Genomic DNA, 18755 nt, shown 5'->3' on the forward strand with positions numbered 1-18755 from the left:
TGGGTGATAAAAAGTCCCCAACATTCTGTGCTGGGGACTAACATCTATTAGTTGTCAAAAGTGACTTCTTTAACGAGGTTATCTAGGAATTTTTCTCCCATTTTAGAGAGGGTTGCCTTTTCATGCTTCAAGTAAACAATATCAATCTCATCATCAATATCAAGCGGGATAGAGACAATGTTATCACCATTCAAATTACTATTTAAAATACCTGTAGCAATGGTGTAACCATCCAAACCGATTAATAGGTTGAAGAGTGTCGCGCGGTCTGAAACCACGATGGACTTTTTATGGGGAATCTGAGAGAGAATCTCTTCAGAATAGTAGAAGGAATTATGAATCCCTTGGTCGTAACTAAGGTATGGAAAGTCTTCTAAATCTTCCAAAGAGACAACTTCATGCTTAGCCAATGGATTTGACTTGCTGACAAAGATATGCGGTCTAGCTTTGAAGAGACTGGTATATGTGAGACGGTTGTCATCAAACATCTTAGTCAAGACATCTCGGTTATAGCTGTTAAGGAAGAGAACACCAATTTCTGAACGGAAGTTCTTAACGTCCTCAATAATTTCGTAAGTACGTGTTTCACGTAAGAAGAGCTCGTAACGTGTCATATCAGCTCTTTTGAGAAGTGAGACGAAGGCATTGACAACAAAAGCGTAGTGTTGAGAGGAAACACTAAACAATTCACGTGTCTCTGTATGACTCTTGTAGCGTTCTTCCAAGAGATTCGTTTGTTCCACTACCTGACGGGCATAAGAGAGAAATTCAACGCCATCCTTGGTTAAGGTGATTCCCTTAGGGTTACGGATAAAGATATCAATTCCCATTTCTCTTTCCAAGTCACGAACAGCATTTGAAAGACTTGGTTGCGTAATGAAAAGTTGTTTTGCAGCTTCATTCATTGAGCCGGTTTCGACGATTTTGATAATATAATGTAATTGTTGAATTCGCATAGCCTTATTATAGCATATTTTAAGGATTATTCCTTAGGATAAGAGGCGAGTAAAAAGTCTTTTTAGGACTATACCAATTTTTATGCTTGACAATGTCAAATATATGGAATATACTGTCCTCGTTAAGCTTTTTAAAGAGCTTATTGACTATACCAATTTTAAATGAAGGAGACATGACCTCTTTGATCTGAGGTTATTATTAAAAATATGTGTGGAATTGTTGGTGTTGTAGGTAACACAAATGCAACTGATATCTTGATTCAAGGACTTGAAAAGCTAGAATACCGTGGTTATGATTCAGCTGGTATCTTTGTAGCGGGCGATGCATCTAGTCAATTGGTTAAGGCTGTTGGCCGTATTGCGGAACTTGCTGCTAAAACTGAAGGAGTAGAAGGCACAGCCGGTATTGGACATACTCGTTGGGCAACTCACGGTAAACCAACAGAGGACAATGCTCACCCACACCGCTCAGAAACAGAACGTTTTGTTTTGGTTCACAATGGTGTTATTGAAAACTATCTTGAAATTAAGGAAGAATACCTTGCTGGTCACCATTTCAAAGGTCAAACCGATACTGAAATTGCAGTTCACTTGATTGGAAAATTCGTTGAAGAAGATGGTTTGTCAACTCTTGAAGCATTCAAGAAAGCTCTTCACATTATCCGTGGATCATATGCCTTTGCCCTCATGGATTCTGAAGATGCCTCAACAATTTACGTGGCAAAAAACAAATCACCACTTTTGATTGGTCTTGGTGATGGCTATAACATGGTCTGCTCAGATGCCATGGCTATGATTCGCGAAACTAATCAATACATGGAAATTCACGATCAAGAGTTAGTTATCGTGAAAGCTGATAGTGTTGAAGTTCAAGATTATGATGGCAATGTAAAAGAACGTGATAGCTATACAGCTGAACTTGACCTATCTGATATTGGTAAAGGCACTTACCCTTACTACATGCTCAAAGAAATCGATGAGCAACCAACAGTGATGCGTAAGCTTATCCAAGCCTACACAGATGACAAGGGGCAAGTGACTGTAGATGCTGATATTATCAAGGCTGTTCAAGAGGCTGATCGTATCTATATTCTTGCGGCAGGAACATCATATCATGCTGGTTTTGCTTCTAAGAAGATGCTTGAAGAATTAACGGATACACCAGTTGAACTTGGTATTTCTTCTGAATGGGGTTATGGTATGCCACTCCTTAGCAAGAAACCTCTCTTTGTCTTTATTAGTCAATCAGGTGAAACAGCAGATAGCCGTCAGGTTCTTGTTAAAGCTAACGAGTTGGGTATTCCAAGTTTGACAGTGACAAACGTTCCGGGGTCTACCCTTTCTCGTGAAGCTGACCACACAATGCTTCTTCATGCTGGACCAGAAATTGCCGTAGCTTCTACTAAAGCTTACACCGCTCAGATTGCAGCTCTTGCCTTCTTGGCTAAAGCAGTCGGTGAAGCTAATGGTAATGAAAAAGCTAAAGCTTTCGACTTGGTACATGAATTGTCACTTGTAGCACAATCTATCGAATCAACACTCTCTGAAAAAGAAGTTATTGACGAGAAAGTGGCAGCTCTTCTTGCAGAAACACGTAACGCTTTCTATATTGGTCGTGGTCAAGATTACTATGTTGCTATGGAAGCCAGTCTTAAATTGAAAGAAATCTCATATATCCAATGTGAAGGTTTTGCAGCAGGTGAGTTGAAACACGGAACGATTGCTTTGATCGAAGATGGTACACCTGTTATTGCGCTCTTGTCTGACGCTGTTCTTGCTAGCCACACTCGTGGTAATATTCAAGAGGTAGCTGCTCGTGGTGCTAAAGTGTTGACTATTGCTGAGGAAAATGTTGCTAAAGAAGGTGATGACATCGTTCTTAATAATGTTCACCCTTACTTGTCACCAATTTCAATGGTTGTACCGACACAATTGATTGCTTATTTTGCAACACTCCATCGTGGACTCGACGTTGATAAACCACGTAACTTGGCTAAATCAGTTACTGTTGAATAAAAATACTAACATCTCTTACAGTGTAAGGGATGTTGTTTGTTTTTATCGTTTTCACCCTTGCTTAATTAGGAAATCTAAAGTAGAATAGTACCTATATCACAATCTTAGGAGAGAATTATGTCATTACCAAATTGTCCAAAATGTAACTCAGAGTATGTTTATGAAGATGGAATCTTGCTTGTATGTCCTGAATGTGCCTATGAGTGGGATCCAAACGAAGTTGCAGAAGAAGAAGGACTTGTGGTTCTTGATAGCAATGGAACACGTCTTGCTGACGGTGATACTGTTACAGTTATTAAAGATTTGAAAGTGAAAGGTGCGCCAAAAGATATTAAACAAGGTACACGTGTTAAAAATATTCGTTTGGTTGAAGGTGACCATAACATTGATTGTAAGATTGATGGTTTTGGCGCTATGAAACTTAAATCTGAATTTGTTAAGAAAATCTAAAATAAGCTTTAGGGATGCTAGAATTAAGTATTGTTTGTTTCTCAGGACAGACTATTTAAGTCTCTCAGGAGTGTGATTATGAACTCATTTTGAAAATTGGGTCTAGTCACACTCCTTTTTACTATTTTCAAAATTTTATATCATTTTTTCAAAAAAATTGGTATAATATTCAATAATACTAAATAATTATAGGAGTTTATATGTCATACGTTTTGGAAGTATTACCAGCCCTTTTGAACGGTGCGGTAGTCACACTTCAAGTATTTTTCATTGTTATCGTACTGTCGATTCCATTAGGGATTGTACTTGCTTTCTTAATGCAGATTAAATTCAAACCTTTAAATTGGTTATTAACCCTTTACGTTTGGATTATGCGTGGAACGCCTCTCCTTTTACAATTGATCTTCGTTTATTACGTTCTTCCAAGTGTTGGGATTGTCTTTGATCGTCTACCAGCTGCTATTCTTGCTTTTACACTTAATTATGCAGCTTATTTCGCAGAGATTTTCCGTGGAGGAATCTTGGCTATTCCGAAAGGACAATACGAAGCAGCAAAAATGCTTAAACTTAGTCCTTTCCAAACCATCCGCTACATTATCCTTCCTCAGGTAGTCAAGATTGTTTTGCCAAGTATCTTTAACGAGATTATTAACTTGGTTAAGGATTCATCATTGGTTTATGTTCTTGGGGTTGGAGACCTTCTTTTGGAAAGTCGTACCGCTGCGAACCGTGATGCGACCTTAGCACCGATGTTTGTGGCCGGAGCTATTTATCTTATCCTTGTGGGTGTTGTGACTGTGGCTTCGAAAAACATCGAAAAGAAATTCAACTATTATAAATAGGAGACCTTATGTTAGAATTAAAAAATATTTCCAAGCAATTTGGTCAACACAAAATTTTTGATAACTATAACCTAACTGTCGAAGAGGGAAAAATCTTAGCTATTGTCGGACCATCTGGTGGTGGTAAAACGACTCTCTTGCGTATGCTAGCAGGACTTGAAACCATTGATTCAGGACAAATTATTTATGAAAATGAAGAGATTCCTTTGGATCAGATGGAAAGTCGTAATTTGCTCGGTTTTGTCTTCCAAGATTTCCAACTGTTTCCACATTTAACAGTCATAGACAATCTAACGCTTTCGCCAATTAAGACGATGGGAATGTCTAAGGAGGATGCTCAGAAAAAAGCTCAAGCTCTGCTTGACCGTTTAGGCCTTGGAGCTCACGGAAATGCTTATCCTTACTCTCTTTCTGGGGGACAAAAACAACGTGTTGCATTTGCGCGTGCTATGATGATTGATCCGAAAATTGTCGGCTATGATGAACCAACATCAGCTCTTGACCCTGAGTTGCGTCAAGAAGTGGAGAAATTGATTTTGCAGAATCGTGAGACTGGGATTACGCAAATCGTTATCACTCACGATATGCAGTTTGCACAACACATCGCCGATGAGATTGTCACTATCAATCCAAAATAGTGAGGATTTTCCATGAAAAAAATAGTAAAAACGATTTTGCTTGGCTGTCTTGTCATTTTGCCTTTGTTTGCGCTATCAGCTTGCAGCTCGCGCTCACATTTTGCAACTCAGAAAGATCAGTGGCAAACCTATACCAAAGAAAAGAAAATCAAAATTGGTTTTGATGCAACCTTTGTTCCTATGGGATATGAGGAAAAGGATGGTAGCTATGTTGGTTTTGATATTGATCTTGCAACTGCAGTCTTTAAATTGTATGGTATCGATGTTGAATGGCAGGCTATTGACTGGGATATGAAAGAAACAGAACTGAAGAATGGGACAATTGACCTCATTTGGAATGGTTACTCGGTCACGGATGAGCGTAAGCAGTCTGCGGACTTCACGGAACCTTATATGGTCAATGAACAAGTACTGGTAACCAAAAAGTCTTCGGGAATTGATTCTGTTGCTGGAATGTCAGGTAAGACCTTAGGTGCCCAAGCAGGGTCTTCCGGTTATGATGCTTTCAATGCTTCTCCGAAGATTTTGAAGGATATCGTTGCCAACCAAAAAGCAGTCCAATATTCGACCTTTACTCAAGCCTTGATTGACCTTGATAGTGGACGTATTGACGGTCTATTGATTGACCGTGTGTATGCTAATTACTACTTAGAAAAATCAGGGGTTCTGGATCAGTATAATGTTATGCCTGCTGGTTATGAAGGTGAAAGCTTTGCTGTAGGTGCTCGTAAAGCAGATAAGACACTGATCAAAAAAATCAATCAAGGATTTAGAACTCTTTATAAAAATGGAGAATTCCAAAAGATTTCTGACAAATGGTTTGGCGAAGATGTTGCCACCGACCAAGTTAAAGGGAAAAAATAGAAGGATAACAACATTCTAGAAGGGATGTTGTTATTTTTTTGTGGAAAATACTTGAAATAAAACAAGTTATATTTTATACTAATGTTAGTTTATAAACTAACGAAAGGGCAAGCATGGGATATTTTGATTATTCAAGAGAACCGCAAAGTGATATTGCTTTTGTAGATATGAAATCTTTCTATGCGAGTGTAGAGTGTGTTGAACGTGGGTTGCACCCTCTTAAGACTTCTCTATGTGTGATGAGTAGGGCTGAAAATGCTAATGGCTTGATACTAGCCTCCTCGCCCATATTTAAGCAGGTTTTTGGTAAGTCAAATGTTAGTCGTTCTTATGACTTACCTTTTGACATTCATTCTCGTAAGTTTCACTATTATAATGCCAAAAAGCAGGGACTTCCAACGGATAGAGATTTTGTAGATTACATCGAATCTTGGGCCAAAGTTACCTTTATCGTTCCTCCTAGAATGGATCTCTATATAAAAAAGAATATTCAGATTCAACACATTTTCCAGAATTATGCCAGTGTTGAAGATATTCTTCCCTATTCCATTGATGAGGGTTTCATTGATCTCACGTCGTCACTGAATTACTTTATTCCCGATAGGACAGTTACAAGAAAAGATAAGTTAGATATGATTTCAGGGCGTATTCAAAGAGATATTTGGAGGGAAACAGGTATTTACTCGACAGTTGGGATGTCTAATAGCAATCCCTTATTGGCCAAGTTAGCTCTTGATAATGAGGCCAAACATACGGCTACTATGAGAGCCAACTGGTCCTATGAAGATGTCGAGACTAAGGTTTGGAATATCCCCCATATGACCGATTTCTGGGGGATTGGAAAGCGGATGGAGAAGCGTTTAAACAAGTTGGGGATTTTCTCTATTCGAGAACTTGCTAATAGCAATCCTGATACTCTTAAAAAGGAGTTAGGTATTGTGGGTTTAGATCTTTTTTTTCATGCCAACGGTATCGATGAGAGTAATGTTCATAAACCTTATAAACCAAAGTCACATGGCTTAGGGAATTCCCAAATCTTGCCACGAGACTATGAGCGTCAAGCTGATATTGAATTGATTCTAAGAGAGATGGCAGAACAGGTAGCTATTAGGTTAAGACGAGCCCATAAGAAAGCTTGTCAAGTTTCCATTAGTATTGGGTTTTCAAAGTTAGAGGGCAAGCGTTCGCTACAAGCACAGATGAAGATTGAACCTGCTAATAATACAAGAGTACTAATAAGCCATGTCATTGAACTCTTTAGGAAGAAATATCAAGGAGGGGCTGTTCGAAGTGTCAGTGTCTCTTATGCAAATTTTGTAGATGAAAGGCTTCAAATTATTTCTTTATTTGATAATCCAGATGACATTGATAAAGAAGAAAGACTTCAGGCAGCTATAGATAGTATTCGACAGGAATTTGGCTTTACGACAATTCAAAAAGCAACTGCTTTACAGGAGGCATCTAGAAGTCTTGCTCGAAGTAAGCTTATTGGTGGACACTCTGCTGGAGGATTAGATGGCTTAAAATGATAGACCGTAGTTACCTTCCCTTTCAATCAGCTAGGGAACATCAAGATAGGGGAATGATGAAGTGGATGGGCTTTTTCTTATCAGAACATACAAGTTCCCTACATGAAGATAAGACTAAAGAAAATTTTAGGAGTCATTTGGATGATTTAGAGAAGTTTACTTTATTAAACCAGCTTTATTCAGGTCAATTATTGGGAAATTTCCAGATAAAGGATCAAGGTAGGCGCTGTAGATGTAGTGGCTATGTGGTCGACTTGGGTTTTAATCAAGTTATCATAAAATCTTGCAAGCGATATAAATGTATTCGAACAAAGGATATATTAGAAATTAGTTTGGGGGTTGAAAACATAGATGAGGAAGAGAAAAATTTATGATGATAAACTTCAAATTGATTATTTTTCTGATAGCTATTTAAAATTTGAAGAAGACTTTTATCGCTATTCTGCCATGGATATTCCCTTAACCTTTTTGACGGATGATATTATGAGGGAGATGGCTATCAGTCAAAAGAATTATTTTCTATTAAATAAAGAGAATGCCAGAGATGGACGCAATCATTATTTCCATTTTGAAGTCAGCCTAGTTGATTCCAAGACACTTGTGAGACAGTATAGATATCTTGGAAATGATTGAACCTTAGCAATATCAGCAGCAGAAATAGTACTTATTGAACTATTGAACTTGTATAGAGAGTTTTGCAAGCTAAGAAATTCTTTATGTAAGCGCTATAATGAAGGTGTTAAAAGTTGTCATATGGAGGTAATTAAGATGAGAGCAGTTGTTGTTAATCAAGCAAGTACAGGTGTTGAAGTTGTTGATCATGAAAAACCAGCAGTAGTTGGTCATGGTCAAGCTTTGGTTAAAGTTGAGTACTGTGGCGTTTGCCATACTGACCTTCATGTAGCTCATGGAGACTTTGGCCAAGTACCAGGTCGTATACTAGGCCACGAAGGAATTGGTATTGTTGAAGAAGTTGGCGAAGGTGTTGAGACACTTAAAAAAGGTGATCGCGTATCAATTGCTTGGTTCTTCGAAGGATGTGGCCACTGTGAATATTGTACAACTGGTCGTGAAACACTCTGTCGTTCTGTAAAAAATGCTGGTTATAGTGTTGATGGTGGTATGAGTGACTATGCTTTGGTTACTGCTGACTATGCTGTGAAAGTTCCAGAAGGACTTAATCCAGCTCAAGCTTCATCTATTACTTGTGCGGGAGTTACAACATATAAAGCTATTAAAGAAGCTAAAGTTGAACCTGGTCAATGGGTAGCTATTTATGGTGCTGGAGGACTAGGTAACTTGGCTATTCAATATGCTAAGAAGGTTTTCAATGCACGAGTAGTAGCTGTTGATATCAACCAAGATAAACTTGATTTGGCTAAAGAATCTGGCGCTGATTTAGTGGTGAACGGTAAAGAAGTTGAAGATGTAGCAGGCTATATCCAAGAAAAAACTGGTGGTACACACAGTGCTGTTGTAACAGCGGTTTCTAAGGTTGCTTTCAACCAGGCTATCGATAGTGTACGTGCTGGTGGAACAGTCGTTGCGGTTGGTCTCCCATCTGAATATATGGAGCTCTCAATTGTCAAAACAGTTCTAGATGGTATCCGTGTTGTTGGATCTCTTGTAGGTACACGTAAAGACTTAGAAGAAGCCTTCGACTTCGGTGCACAAGGATTGGTAGTACCGGTTGTTGAAACTGTTCCTGTTGATACAGCGGTAGAAGTCTTTGATCAAATGGAAAAAGGTGAAATTCAAGGACGTAAAGTATTGGATTTCACTAAGTAAACATATCTCACTCAATATTATCGTGATTATTTGAAGAGTGGTGTGGTATAAGTCACTTAAATCATTTTTTGAAAGTGGTCTAGTAGAGAAACACCATCGATATATTTGTATCGATGGTGTTTTTGTTAGTTTATAATTTCATTAAAACGTATACTGTCCAGCACAAAAAACAGAGTTTAAGATAGATATGCATCAATGTCTTAACTGGAAAACACCTTATGAAGTATTCTATGGGGAAAGTATGCACTTAATTTGACAATTCAAGGGAAATAAAAAGACAATACTATATAATAAGTCTAGAGGCGAACTATATGAAGTATCTGAAATATAGTTTCAATTTTTTGAAAGTATAAGAAATAAGAAAATCTGTCAAAATGCTTTTAAAGCAACGATATAATACTGAAAATATAGATATTGAAAAAATCAAAGGGAATCTTCCAAATCAAGGGGTTATCTTAAATGACTAACATAACATTTTCACAAGTTCAAAAGAGTTTTCACAAGAAGTTGGTGTTAGACATTCCTGATTTTCAAGCGGATTCAGGTGAAATCTTCTCCATCGTTGGTGGCAATGGTGCCGGTAAATCGACTTTTATCAAGCTCTTGGCAGGGATTTTTTTGCAGGATAAGGGCGAGGTTCGTGTCTATGGCGTTTCTAATCGCTCCAAGAAAATCCACTCGCTGGTCAAGTTTGTCTTGGAGAGCGGGCAGGGGTTGTACAGTTATTTGACAGCTATGGAAAATCTCCAATATTTTCTAGGCTTGAATGGGATTGCCTTGTCTCATATCAAGGCAGAGGTGGATATCTTGTGTGACCAGCTGGCGTTTACCCCTTATAAGGACACGCTGGTTTCAGAACTGTCCCAGGGCAACCGTCAGAAATTGACCTTAATCTTAGCTTTAGTACAGAAACCGAAAGTACTCTGTTTGGATGAGCCGACTAATGGGCTAGATTTGCTGGCAAAAAAACAGCTGATGACTCTTTTGCAGGATTATGCTCGTTATCATCAAGCAAGTATTTTCATCACCAGTCATGACGCTAGTTTTATCGAGAAGGTCAGCACTCGGGTGGTGGTAATTCAGGAGGGGCGGCTTTATCGTGAAGGAACCTTTGAGGAGATTTTTGGTAATGTCCACCAGCATGAAGTCTATCACTTGCTTCTAGCTAAGAGTGCAGAAAGTGTACTGAGGCAAAGCTTTCCTGAGCTGGACTACAAGGTGCTTGATGATGGGATTTCGGTAGAGACCAGAAATCCAGACCTTTATCGGCTATTGCTAGAAGAAACGGAAGTCTTGCAGTTCACCCGAGAATCTGCCTCTTTGGAAGATTTGCTGTATGAGGTGCTTAAATGATGCTATCAGCGATTGGGCGAGAGTTTAGTCGTCAACTCAGCGAATACAAACAGTTCAAAGTCAATCTTCTCTTTGCCAACCTGGGAATTTTCTTTCTAGTTACGGGTTTTCTGACCTATTTTGACAGCCAGCAAGATACTTTTGAGTTGTTTATCTTGCTTTTTACTTGGTATTTTTCTAGCCACAGTATCACCCATCCAACCTATTTTATCGAGGATGAGATTGCAGACCGCACCATTATCAACGTGATTCAGAGTCGGCGGAGCATCTTTGGCATGCTTTTTATCAAAATTATCGTACAGATTTTGTTGGACTTGGTCAAGGCCATTCCTTTGTTTTGCTTGGTTGCCTTGGTTCAGCAGATTGCCTTTCCTACTGACTGGGTCGTTACATTTGTTACTTTTCTTCTGTCCTTTGTGGTTATTGCGTCCCTTTATGGTCTAGGCTTTCTCTTTGCCAGTTTTTCCTTTGTCTTTACAAAAATTTCCAGTATTACTAGCCTCCTTGCTTACGGGATTCTCTTTTTGGCTGGTTTTCAGGAACAATCGAGTCATTTGATTGCTACTTTAACTCGTTTCTTGCCTTTTCATCTCTTGGTGAGTTTTATCCGCCAACCAAGTTGGTTCGTTCTTTTATTATTACTGGGATACGGTTTGATTTACTGGCTTTTGGGTTACTTGTGCTTTCAAACTTGTTTGACCTATGCCAAAAAGAAGGGAAGTTTGTTCCATGTATAATGAAGTGAAGCGATTTTATCTCTTTCGCAAGAGACGCTGGGCGGATACCCTGTTTGACACCCTCTACCACGTCATTTTCATTCTTGGTTTTTATAGCCTTTTGAGGGGAAATTCTGACTTTCAGTTGTCCTATTTCTATTATTATTTCATCTTGACCCATGTGGTTTCCTTGGGAAATGAAGAGTTGGAGTACGAGATTCGGTCTGGGCAATCTTTTGGCACCCAGTATGCTTTGCAATCAGTGTATAGAATTTACCTGCAACGAGCAGTGGTTTACTTTGTTTGGTTGTCTTTGATTTTCTGGATTGCTTTACTTTTGATTCATCAGAGCTTACCAACTCATTTTTCTTTGAAGGTCATCAGTTTCCAAGGACTGCTCGTAGTACTGATTGGTTTCCTGATTTTCCTTGGCTATTATCTTGTCATGATTCGACTGACCATCCGTTTCCAACGGATTTCAGTCTTGGTAGATTTTCTAAACACCGTGCTCTTATTCTACTCAGGACTCGTCTTTCCAGTGGTGAGTTTTGGGAATTTGAAGAAATTATTTGATGGGATTATAAGAAATTAAGGATTCTTTTTCAATACAGAGTCCTTTTTCTATTGAGATCTTCTCTTAATTCCTATCCTCTGAGACGGTGAAGGTGATAAACTCCCACTTACAGTGGACAGTGAAAATACTATAATTCACTAGAAGTGAATTGCCGCCCAAAAGAAGTCCAAAATCTGTTGAAAAAACTAAGAGTAGTTCAACTCTATCTAAACGAAGAGAAGTCTGTGATTATCTTGCTAGAAGATATAAGATTGGTCAAACAACCATTAAATGATGAATCTGTAAGCATAAGCAAGATGTTTTTTTATTTGATAAATTGTAAAATATAGTGCAACAAAAAACTCATAGCTTTTCATTGGTGTAAACTGTAAGTAATCACATAAACAGAACTCGAGGAAAAACTATGAGCTACTCTCATCTTAAAAGCAAAAATTTTTCTGACCCCGTATCATTGCTTATTGGTTTATTTTTTAAATAAGATATAAAAAATCCCCACCAGAAAGAAATTCTGGTGGGGTATTTGGTGGGGAACCAAATATAATTAATTAGATTTTAGCGTTTTAAAACAATTCAAAATGCTGTTAAATCAATCAAGTCACTTTAAATTAGGTTTATATTTTATTCCCACTCTACAGTTGCAGGTGGTTTACTTGTAATATCGTAGACGATACGGTTAACGTGGTCAACTTCGTTAACGATACGTACAGAAATCTTTTGAAGAACTTCCCATGGAAGCTTTGCAAAGTCAGCTGTCATACCGTCAATTGAAGTGATAGCACGGATAGCGATAGTGTAGTCATAAGTACGGCCATCACCCATAACACCGACAGAGCGAACGCCTGTGTTAACAGTGAAGTATTGCCATACATCACGATCAAGACCAGCTTTGGCAATTTCTTCGCGAAGGATAGCATCAGACTCACGAACAGTTTCAAGTTTCTCTTCAGTGATTTCACCCATAACACGGATGGCAAGTCCTGGTCCTGGGAAAGGTTGACGCCAAACAACTTCGTCAGGCATTCCCATCTCAGTACCAAGGGCACGTACTTCATCTTTAAAGAGGGTATTAAGTGGTTCAATCAATTCAAACTGCATATCTTCTGGAAGACCACCAACATTGTGGTGAGATTTGATTGTTTGGGCTGTCTCAGTACCTGATTCAATAATATCAGTGTAGAGTGTTCCTTGAGCTAGGAAGTCTACACCTTTAAGTTTGCTTGCTTCGTCATCAAAGACGTAAACAAACTCGTTACCGATGATTTTACGTTTTTTCTCAGGATCGTCAACACCAGCCAAGAGATCTAGGAAGCGTTTAGAAGCATCAACACGGATAATGTTAAGGCCAAATTTACCTCCAAGCATCTCCATAACTTGGTCACCTTCACCTTTACGGAGAAGACCGTGGTCAACGAAGATACATGTCAATTGATCTCCGATAGCTTTTTGCAAAAGGACACCAACAACAGATGAGTCAACCCCACCTGAGAGGCCAAGAAGGACTTTACGGTCACCAACTGTTTCACGGATTTGTGCAATTTGCATATCTACGAAGTTAGCCATTGACCAGTCACCTTTGGCACCACAGATACCGAAAGCGAAGTTTTTCAAGATATCGTTACCATATACAGAGTGACGAACTTCTGGGTGGAATTGGATACCGTAGAAGTTTTTCTCAGTATTTTCCATTGCGGCGAATGGGCAATCTACTGAGTCACCAACAAGATGGAAACCTTCTGGAATTTCTGTAACAGCATCACCGTGGCTCATAAGAACGACTTGTTCTTCAGGAGTTCCTGCAAAGAGTTCTGATTGGGCACGAAGGCGAAGTGTTGATTGGCCATACTCACGGTTACCAGCTTCACCAGCAGGAACAACTTTACCACCAAGTTTGTGGGTCAACAGTTGCATTCCGTAACAGATACCAAGAATTGGAATACCAAGTTCAAAAATTTCTTCGTCAATACCAAAGGCATCTTCGGCATAAACAGAGTTAGGACCACCCGAAAGTACGATACCGATAGGATCGATGGCACGGACTTCATCAGCGGTAATTTTATGGCTTTTCAATTCAGAGAAAATGCCAAATTCACGAATACGACGTGCAATCAGCTGATTGTATTGGCTACCATAGTCTAGAACAATGATTTTCTGCACATCATTCAAAGTAGAAATGTCAGTCATTATTACCCTTTCTTTTTACGTCACAAATGGACTCTTATGCAATCATTGTATCACAATTTTAAGGACTTAGCACCTAGATTTATACGATAAACTGTAAGTCTTGTCGTCACCTTTACAATTCTATTAGTTTTTTTGTAAAATAGGGGTAAAGAAGGGGGTATTAGATGCTACCAGCATATATTCGCATACATGATAAGATTAAGGCAGATGTTGATGACGGCACTTGGAAAATCGGGCAACGTCTCCCTAGCGAGCGAGATCTTTGCGACACTTTTGATGTGAGTCGTATGACTGTGCGTCAGGCCATAACACTTTTAGTAGATGAGGGGATTTTAGAGCGTAAGCCAGGCAGTGGTACTTTTGTGGCTAGCAGTCGAGTTAAGGAAAAGATGCGTGGAACCACGAGTTTCACAGAGATTGTTAAATCTCAAGGTAAGAAACCGTCTAGTGAGCTTATTTCATATAAACGTGTGCATCCCAATGAATTTGAAATCAAAAATTTAGGTGTCTTACCACAGTCCTATGTGATTCGTATGGAACGTGTTCGCTTTGCGGATGATCTTCCAGTTGCCTATGAGATTGCCAGTATCCCTGAGAAAATTATCCGAGGTTTTAAGGAGTCAGAAATTACGGAACATTTCTTCAAGACACTGACCGATAATGGCTATGAAATAGGGAAAAGTCAGCAGACCATATCAGCTAGTTTGGCCAATAGTAGTTTAGCCAAGCATCTCAAGGTTAAGACTGGTGATGCTCTCTTGAGTCTGACACAGATTTCCTTCCTCCAAGACGGTCAGGCTTTCGAATATGTTCGAAGTTACTACGTTGGTGACCGTTTTGAATTTTATTTGGAGAACAATTAGAAGTCACTACTTTTTTCTGCACAAGAATCGTGCTAACACCATGATTTTATGGTAAAATGGAGCTTATGGAAATTGAAAAAACCAATCGCATGAATGCCCTTTTTGAGTTCTATGCTGCACTTTTGACAGATAAGCAGATGAACTATATTGAGCTATATTATGCGGATGATTACAGTTTGGCAGAAATTGCCGAGGAATTTGGTGTGAGTCGTCAGGCAGTATATGATAACATCAAGCGTACTGAGAAGATTTTAGAGGCTTACGAGATGAAATTACATATGTATTCAGATTACATCGTCCGTAGCCAAATTTTTGATGATATCATGGAAAAATACCCAGACGATAGCTATCTTCAGGAACAAATTACTGTGCTCAGCAGCATTGATAATAGAGATTAGATCAAAGCAGAAAGTAAGAGAGGAAATGATATATGGCTTTTGAAAGCTTAACGGAACGCTTGCAAGGCGTTTTCAAAAATTTAAGACGTAAAGGAAAACTTTCAGAGAAAGAAGTTCAAGAAGTCACTAAAGAGATTCGTTTGGCACTTCTTGAAGCAGACGTAGCGCTACCAGTCGTTAAGACATTTATTAAACGTGTTCGTGAACGTGCTGTAGGTCACGAAATCATTGATACTCTTGATGCTTCACAACAAATTATCAAGATTGTTAATGAAGAATTGACAGAGATTCTTGGGTCTGAAACATCTGAAATTGAGAAATCTCCAAAGATTCCAACAATCATTATGATGGTTGGTCTCCAAGGGGCTGGTAAGACAACCTTTGCTGGTAAATTGGCTAATAAGTTGATTAAGGAACAAGAAGCCCGTCCAATGATGATTGCGGCGGACATCTATCGTCCAGCAGCCATTGATCAATTGAAGACTTTTGGGCAACAAATCAATGTTCCTGTTTTTGATATGGGAACAGAGACACCAGCAGTTGAGATTGTCAAAAATGGTTTGGAACAAGCGCGTGCCAATAAGAATGACTATGTCTTGATTGATACGGCTGGTCGTTTGCAGATTGACGAGACTCTCATGCAAGAATTGCATGATATTAAGGATTTTGCTCATCCAAACGAAATTCTCTTGGTTGTGGATAGCATGATTGGTCAGGAAGCTGCTAACGTTGCCAAGGAGTTCAACGAACAGCTAGATATCACTGGTGTTGTTCTTACTAAAATTGATGGGGACACCCGTGGAGGTGCGGCTCTTTCTATTCGTGAGATTACCGGCAAGCCAATTAAATTTACGGGTACTGGTGAGAAAATTACAGATATCGAGACTTTCCACCCAGACCGTATGTCAAGTCGTATTTTGGGTATGGGTGACCTTCTTACCCTTATCGAAAAAGCTTCTCAAGAGTACGATGAGAAAAAATCTCTTGAGTTGGCTGAAAAGATGCGTGAAAACACCTTTGACTTCAATGACTTCATTGACCAATTAGACCAGGTACAAAATATGGGTCCAATGGAGGATTTGCTCAAGATGTTGCCAGGTATGGCTAACAATCCAGCCTTGGCTAATGTTAAAGTAGATGAAAAACAAATTGCGCGCAAACGTGCCATCGTATCATCTATGACACCTGAAGAACGTGAAAATCCAGATCTTTTGACACCAAGTCGTCGTCGCCGTATTGCCAATGGTTCAGGGAATACCTTCATCGAAGTAAACAAGTTTATTAAAGACTTCAACCAAGCCAAACAAATGATGCAAGGTGTTATGTCTGGTGATATGGAGCAAATGATGCGTCAAATGGGTCTTAACCCAAATAATCTGCCAAAAAACATGCCAAATATGCCTGATATGGGTAATATGGATATGTCTGCTCTCGAAGGCATGATGGGTGGCGCTGGTATGCCAGATCTTGGAAATATGGATCTTAGCCAAATGCTTGGTGGTGGCCTTAAAGGTAAGGTTGGTTCATTTGCCATGAAACATGCGATGAAGCGTCAAGCTAATAAGATGAAAAAAGCTAAGAAAAAACGTAAATAAGAAACATAGAACGCTAGGGCATTTTGCTCTAGTGTTTTTTTCTGAAAAACATTGACTTATATAACTATACACTGTAATATACTAATGTATATACAATAAAAAGGAGTAGATTATGAAACCGAAAAAGAGAATTCAAGAAATGACCTTTGCAGCTTTATTAACTGCAATTGCTATCCTTATCCCAAGTATCATGCCAATTAAACTAATCATCCCACCGGCTTCGTATACTTTGGGGAGTCATGTTCCAATATTTCTAGCTATGTTTATATCTCCCTGGGTAACTGCTTTTGTTATCTTAGCTTCTAGTTTGGGCTACTTTATGGCTGGCTATCCGATTGTGGTTGTTTTTAGAGCCTTTTCACATATTATATTTGGCTTTTTAGGCGCACTCTATTTGAAAAAATTTCCACAAACGATAGAAAACCATAAATCATCATTACTTTTCAACTTTGTTTTAGGGCTTATCCATGCCATAGGTGAAGTTCTTGCTTGCGTGATTTTTTATTCTGTAACAGGAGAGGATTTCCAAAAACTGTTCTATGTTCTCTTTGTTTTAGTTGGTTTTGGCACTATTGTCCATAGTATGATAGACTATGTTATAGCATTAACGATTTTCAAAAGTATTCGAAAAATACGCTAGTTGAAAGAGGGATGGTTGGTCTATGGCTTCAAATCGAAAACAAGAATTATTGGCACTCTTAAAGGGAGCTAAAGAGGCAATGAATGGACAGAGTTTGGCGGAGCATTTTGGTGTGACACGTCAAATCATTGTTCAAGATATTGCACTCTTACGTGCAGATGGTGCCCAGATTATTTCAACTAATAGGGGATATATCTATAAAAGCAGAGAAGATGATTCTTATGTACGTCGACTGTTTAAGGTGAATCATAAAGTGTCCGATATGGAAGATGAGCTTTTGGCTATTGTTGATAATGGAGGCCGTATTCAAAATATCATGATTGATCATCCAGTTTATGGAGAAATTCAGACTTTGTTGAAATTGACTTGTCGTCGAGATGTTAGTCACTTTTTAGACCAAGCCTCGTCAAATGACTTTCGCCCCTTATCTGATTTGACAAACGGTGTTCATTATCATCTTGTCGAAGCAGATAGTGAGCAAGATATAGATTATATTGAAGAGGCACTTAACCATCTAGGATTTTTAGTTAAAGAATGAGATAAAAGAGAAATGTAAAAGTAGTTAGTTTCACTTGAAAACAACTGCTTTTTTTGATAAACTTATGTTAGTTTATTAACTTACGGAGGTAGCCATGTTTTCAGGACAAAGACTTAAGGAAATTCGAGAAGCACAAGGAATGAGCCAAGCATCAGTAGCTAAGCATCTAGGAATTTCACGCTCCTCTTATTTTAATTGGGAAAATGGTAAGACGAAACCTAATCAAAAGAACCTTTCGGTTTTGGCCGAACTTTTTGGTGTAGCTGAGACCTATTTTCTGTCTGAACATGAGATTGTAGAAGTCTACTTGGAATTAAATGAGGAAAATCGCCAAGAAGCTTTGCGACTCACTAAGGCTCTCTTAGAAGAGCAAGAAGCAGAAAAGCAAAAAGCACCTGTTATTCCGCTTTACTCATACAAAGTTTTCGAGCGTTTATCAGCCGGAACTGGTTACACTTACTTTGGTGATGGCAATTATGATGAAGTTTTCTATGATGAAGAATTGGATCATGATTTTGCGTCATGGGTTTTTGGAGACTCTATGGAACCTACCTACCTAAATGGTGAAGTAGTGCTAATCAAACAAACAGGTTTTGATTATGATGGAGCTGTTTATGCTGTAGACTGGGATGGGCAAACCTATATTAAAAAAGTTTATCGAGAGGAAGATGGTCTACGTTTAGTTTCTCTTAATAAACGTTATGGTGATAAGTTTGCCCCTTATGACGAAGATCCGCGAATCATAGGTAAAATTGTCGGTAACTTTATGCCTGTTGAGGCTTAGTCAACTTTTATCGATTGGGCATCTTAAACT

General features: G+C 38.8%; 20 protein-coding genes. 18 read left to right on the forward strand and 2 right to left on the reverse strand.

Annotated features, from left to right (window positions below; all coding sequences use genetic code 11):
* Positions 1–47 precede the first annotated feature (47 nt).
* Positions 48–956, reverse strand: a complete 909-nt coding sequence (locus HMPREF2697_RS03860) for a LysR family transcriptional regulator (protein ID WP_002891090.1) — start codon at positions 954–956, stop codon at positions 48–50.
* A gap of 207 nt (positions 957–1163) precedes the next feature.
* On the opposite strand from HMPREF2697_RS03860, the gene glmS reads away from it, so the two are divergent.
* From glmS to HMPREF2697_RS03920, 12 genes are all read left to right on the forward strand, one after another.
* Positions 1164–2972, forward strand: coding sequence for a glutamine--fructose-6-phosphate transaminase (isomerizing) (glmS, locus tag HMPREF2697_RS03865; RefSeq protein WP_002891089.1), 1809 nt, complete (start codon positions 1164–1166; stop codon positions 2970–2972).
* A gap of 117 nt (positions 2973–3089) precedes the next feature.
* A complete protein-coding gene (locus tag HMPREF2697_RS03870; RefSeq protein WP_002891088.1) occupies positions 3090–3422 on the forward strand; it encodes a zinc ribbon domain-containing protein YjdM in 333 nt (110 codons plus the stop codon).
* 200 nt (positions 3423–3622) lie between these two features.
* The gene (locus HMPREF2697_RS03875) at positions 3623–4264 is read left to right on the forward strand and encodes an amino acid ABC transporter permease (protein WP_014634576.1); all 642 of its coding nucleotides are present in this window, start codon (positions 3623–3625) and stop codon (positions 4262–4264) included.
* An 8-nt stretch (positions 4265–4272) separates the two neighbouring features.
* Positions 4273–4902 (forward strand): amino acid ABC transporter ATP-binding protein, encoded by a 630-nt coding sequence (locus HMPREF2697_RS03880; protein ID WP_070849702.1) that lies wholly within the window; start codon positions 4273–4275, stop codon positions 4900–4902.
* 12 nt (positions 4903–4914) lie between these two features.
* A complete protein-coding gene (locus tag HMPREF2697_RS03885) occupies positions 4915–5766 on the forward strand; it encodes an amino acid ABC transporter substrate-binding protein (protein ID WP_070849705.1) in 852 nt (283 codons plus the stop codon).
* Positions 5767–5879: 113 nt separating this feature from the next.
* Positions 5880–7295: a Y-family DNA polymerase gene (locus HMPREF2697_RS03890; protein WP_070849707.1), complete on the forward strand. Its 1416-nt coding sequence runs from the start codon at positions 5880–5882 to the stop codon at positions 7293–7295.
* On the forward strand, positions 7292–7669 hold the full coding sequence (locus HMPREF2697_RS03895; RefSeq protein ID WP_070578503.1) for a hypothetical protein: 378 nt from the start codon (positions 7292–7294) through the stop codon (positions 7667–7669). Before HMPREF2697_RS03890 ends, HMPREF2697_RS03895 begins: the two co-directional genes overlap by 4 nt.
* Positions 7647–7928 carry a DUF5960 family protein gene (locus HMPREF2697_RS03900; protein WP_002891080.1) on the forward strand — a complete coding sequence of 94 codons (282 nt, stop codon included), beginning with the start codon at positions 7647–7649 and terminating at the stop codon, positions 7926–7928. Before HMPREF2697_RS03895 ends, HMPREF2697_RS03900 begins: the two co-directional genes overlap by 23 nt.
* A gap of 135 nt (positions 7929–8063) precedes the next feature.
* Positions 8064–9083, forward strand: coding sequence for an alcohol dehydrogenase AdhP (adhP, locus tag HMPREF2697_RS03905; RefSeq protein WP_045772403.1), 1020 nt, complete (start codon positions 8064–8066; stop codon positions 9081–9083).
* A 459-nt stretch (positions 9084–9542) separates the two neighbouring features.
* Positions 9543–10436 (forward strand): ABC transporter ATP-binding protein, encoded by an 894-nt coding sequence (locus tag HMPREF2697_RS03910; protein WP_014633060.1) that lies wholly within the window; start codon positions 9543–9545, stop codon positions 10434–10436.
* On the forward strand, positions 10433–11173 hold the full coding sequence (locus HMPREF2697_RS03915) for a hypothetical protein (RefSeq protein ID WP_013990505.1): 741 nt from the start codon (positions 10433–10435) through the stop codon (positions 11171–11173). The genes HMPREF2697_RS03910 and HMPREF2697_RS03915 overlap by 4 nt, the downstream gene beginning before the upstream one ends.
* Positions 11166–11744 (forward strand): hypothetical protein, encoded by a 579-nt coding sequence (locus HMPREF2697_RS03920; RefSeq protein WP_070849709.1) that lies wholly within the window; start codon positions 11166–11168, stop codon positions 11742–11744. Before HMPREF2697_RS03915 ends, HMPREF2697_RS03920 begins: the two co-directional genes overlap by 8 nt.
* Positions 11745–12344: 600 nt before the next feature.
* Here HMPREF2697_RS03920 and guaA read toward each other — a convergent pair.
* Positions 12345–13907 (reverse strand): glutamine-hydrolyzing GMP synthase, encoded by a 1563-nt coding sequence (gene guaA, locus HMPREF2697_RS03925; RefSeq protein ID WP_070849711.1) that lies wholly within the window; start codon positions 13905–13907, stop codon positions 12345–12347.
* A gap of 164 nt (positions 13908–14071) precedes the next feature.
* Between guaA and HMPREF2697_RS03930 the strand changes: the two genes are divergently transcribed.
* From HMPREF2697_RS03930 to HMPREF2697_RS03955, 6 genes are all read left to right on the forward strand, one after another.
* Positions 14072–14770 (forward strand): GntR family transcriptional regulator, encoded by a 699-nt coding sequence (locus HMPREF2697_RS03930; RefSeq protein ID WP_002883912.1) that lies wholly within the window; start codon positions 14072–14074, stop codon positions 14768–14770.
* Between the two features lie 65 nt (positions 14771–14835).
* The gene (locus HMPREF2697_RS03935; protein WP_041817212.1) at positions 14836–15168 is read left to right on the forward strand and encodes a putative DNA-binding protein; all 333 of its coding nucleotides are present in this window, start codon (positions 14836–14838) and stop codon (positions 15166–15168) included.
* A gap of 32 nt (positions 15169–15200) precedes the next feature.
* Positions 15201–16763, forward strand: a complete 1563-nt coding sequence (gene ffh, locus HMPREF2697_RS03940) for a signal recognition particle protein (protein WP_070849713.1) — start codon at positions 15201–15203, stop codon at positions 16761–16763.
* Positions 16764–16875: 112 nt separating this feature from the next.
* Positions 16876–17403 (forward strand): ECF transporter S component, encoded by a 528-nt coding sequence (locus HMPREF2697_RS03945; protein WP_002883896.1) that lies wholly within the window; start codon positions 16876–16878, stop codon positions 17401–17403.
* Positions 17404–17425: 22 nt separating this feature from the next.
* A complete protein-coding gene (locus HMPREF2697_RS03950) occupies positions 17426–17941 on the forward strand; it encodes a transcription repressor NadR (RefSeq protein ID WP_002883919.1) in 516 nt (171 codons plus the stop codon).
* A 94-nt stretch (positions 17942–18035) separates the two neighbouring features.
* A complete protein-coding gene (locus HMPREF2697_RS03955; protein WP_002883906.1) occupies positions 18036–18725 on the forward strand; it encodes an XRE family transcriptional regulator in 690 nt (229 codons plus the stop codon).
* The last annotated feature ends 30 nt before the right edge of the window (positions 18726–18755 follow it).

Source organism: Streptococcus sp. HMSC064D12 (genome assembly GCF_001837205.1).
GTDB classification, from domain to species: Bacteria; Bacillota; Bacilli; order Lactobacillales; family Streptococcaceae; genus Streptococcus; species Streptococcus salivarius_D.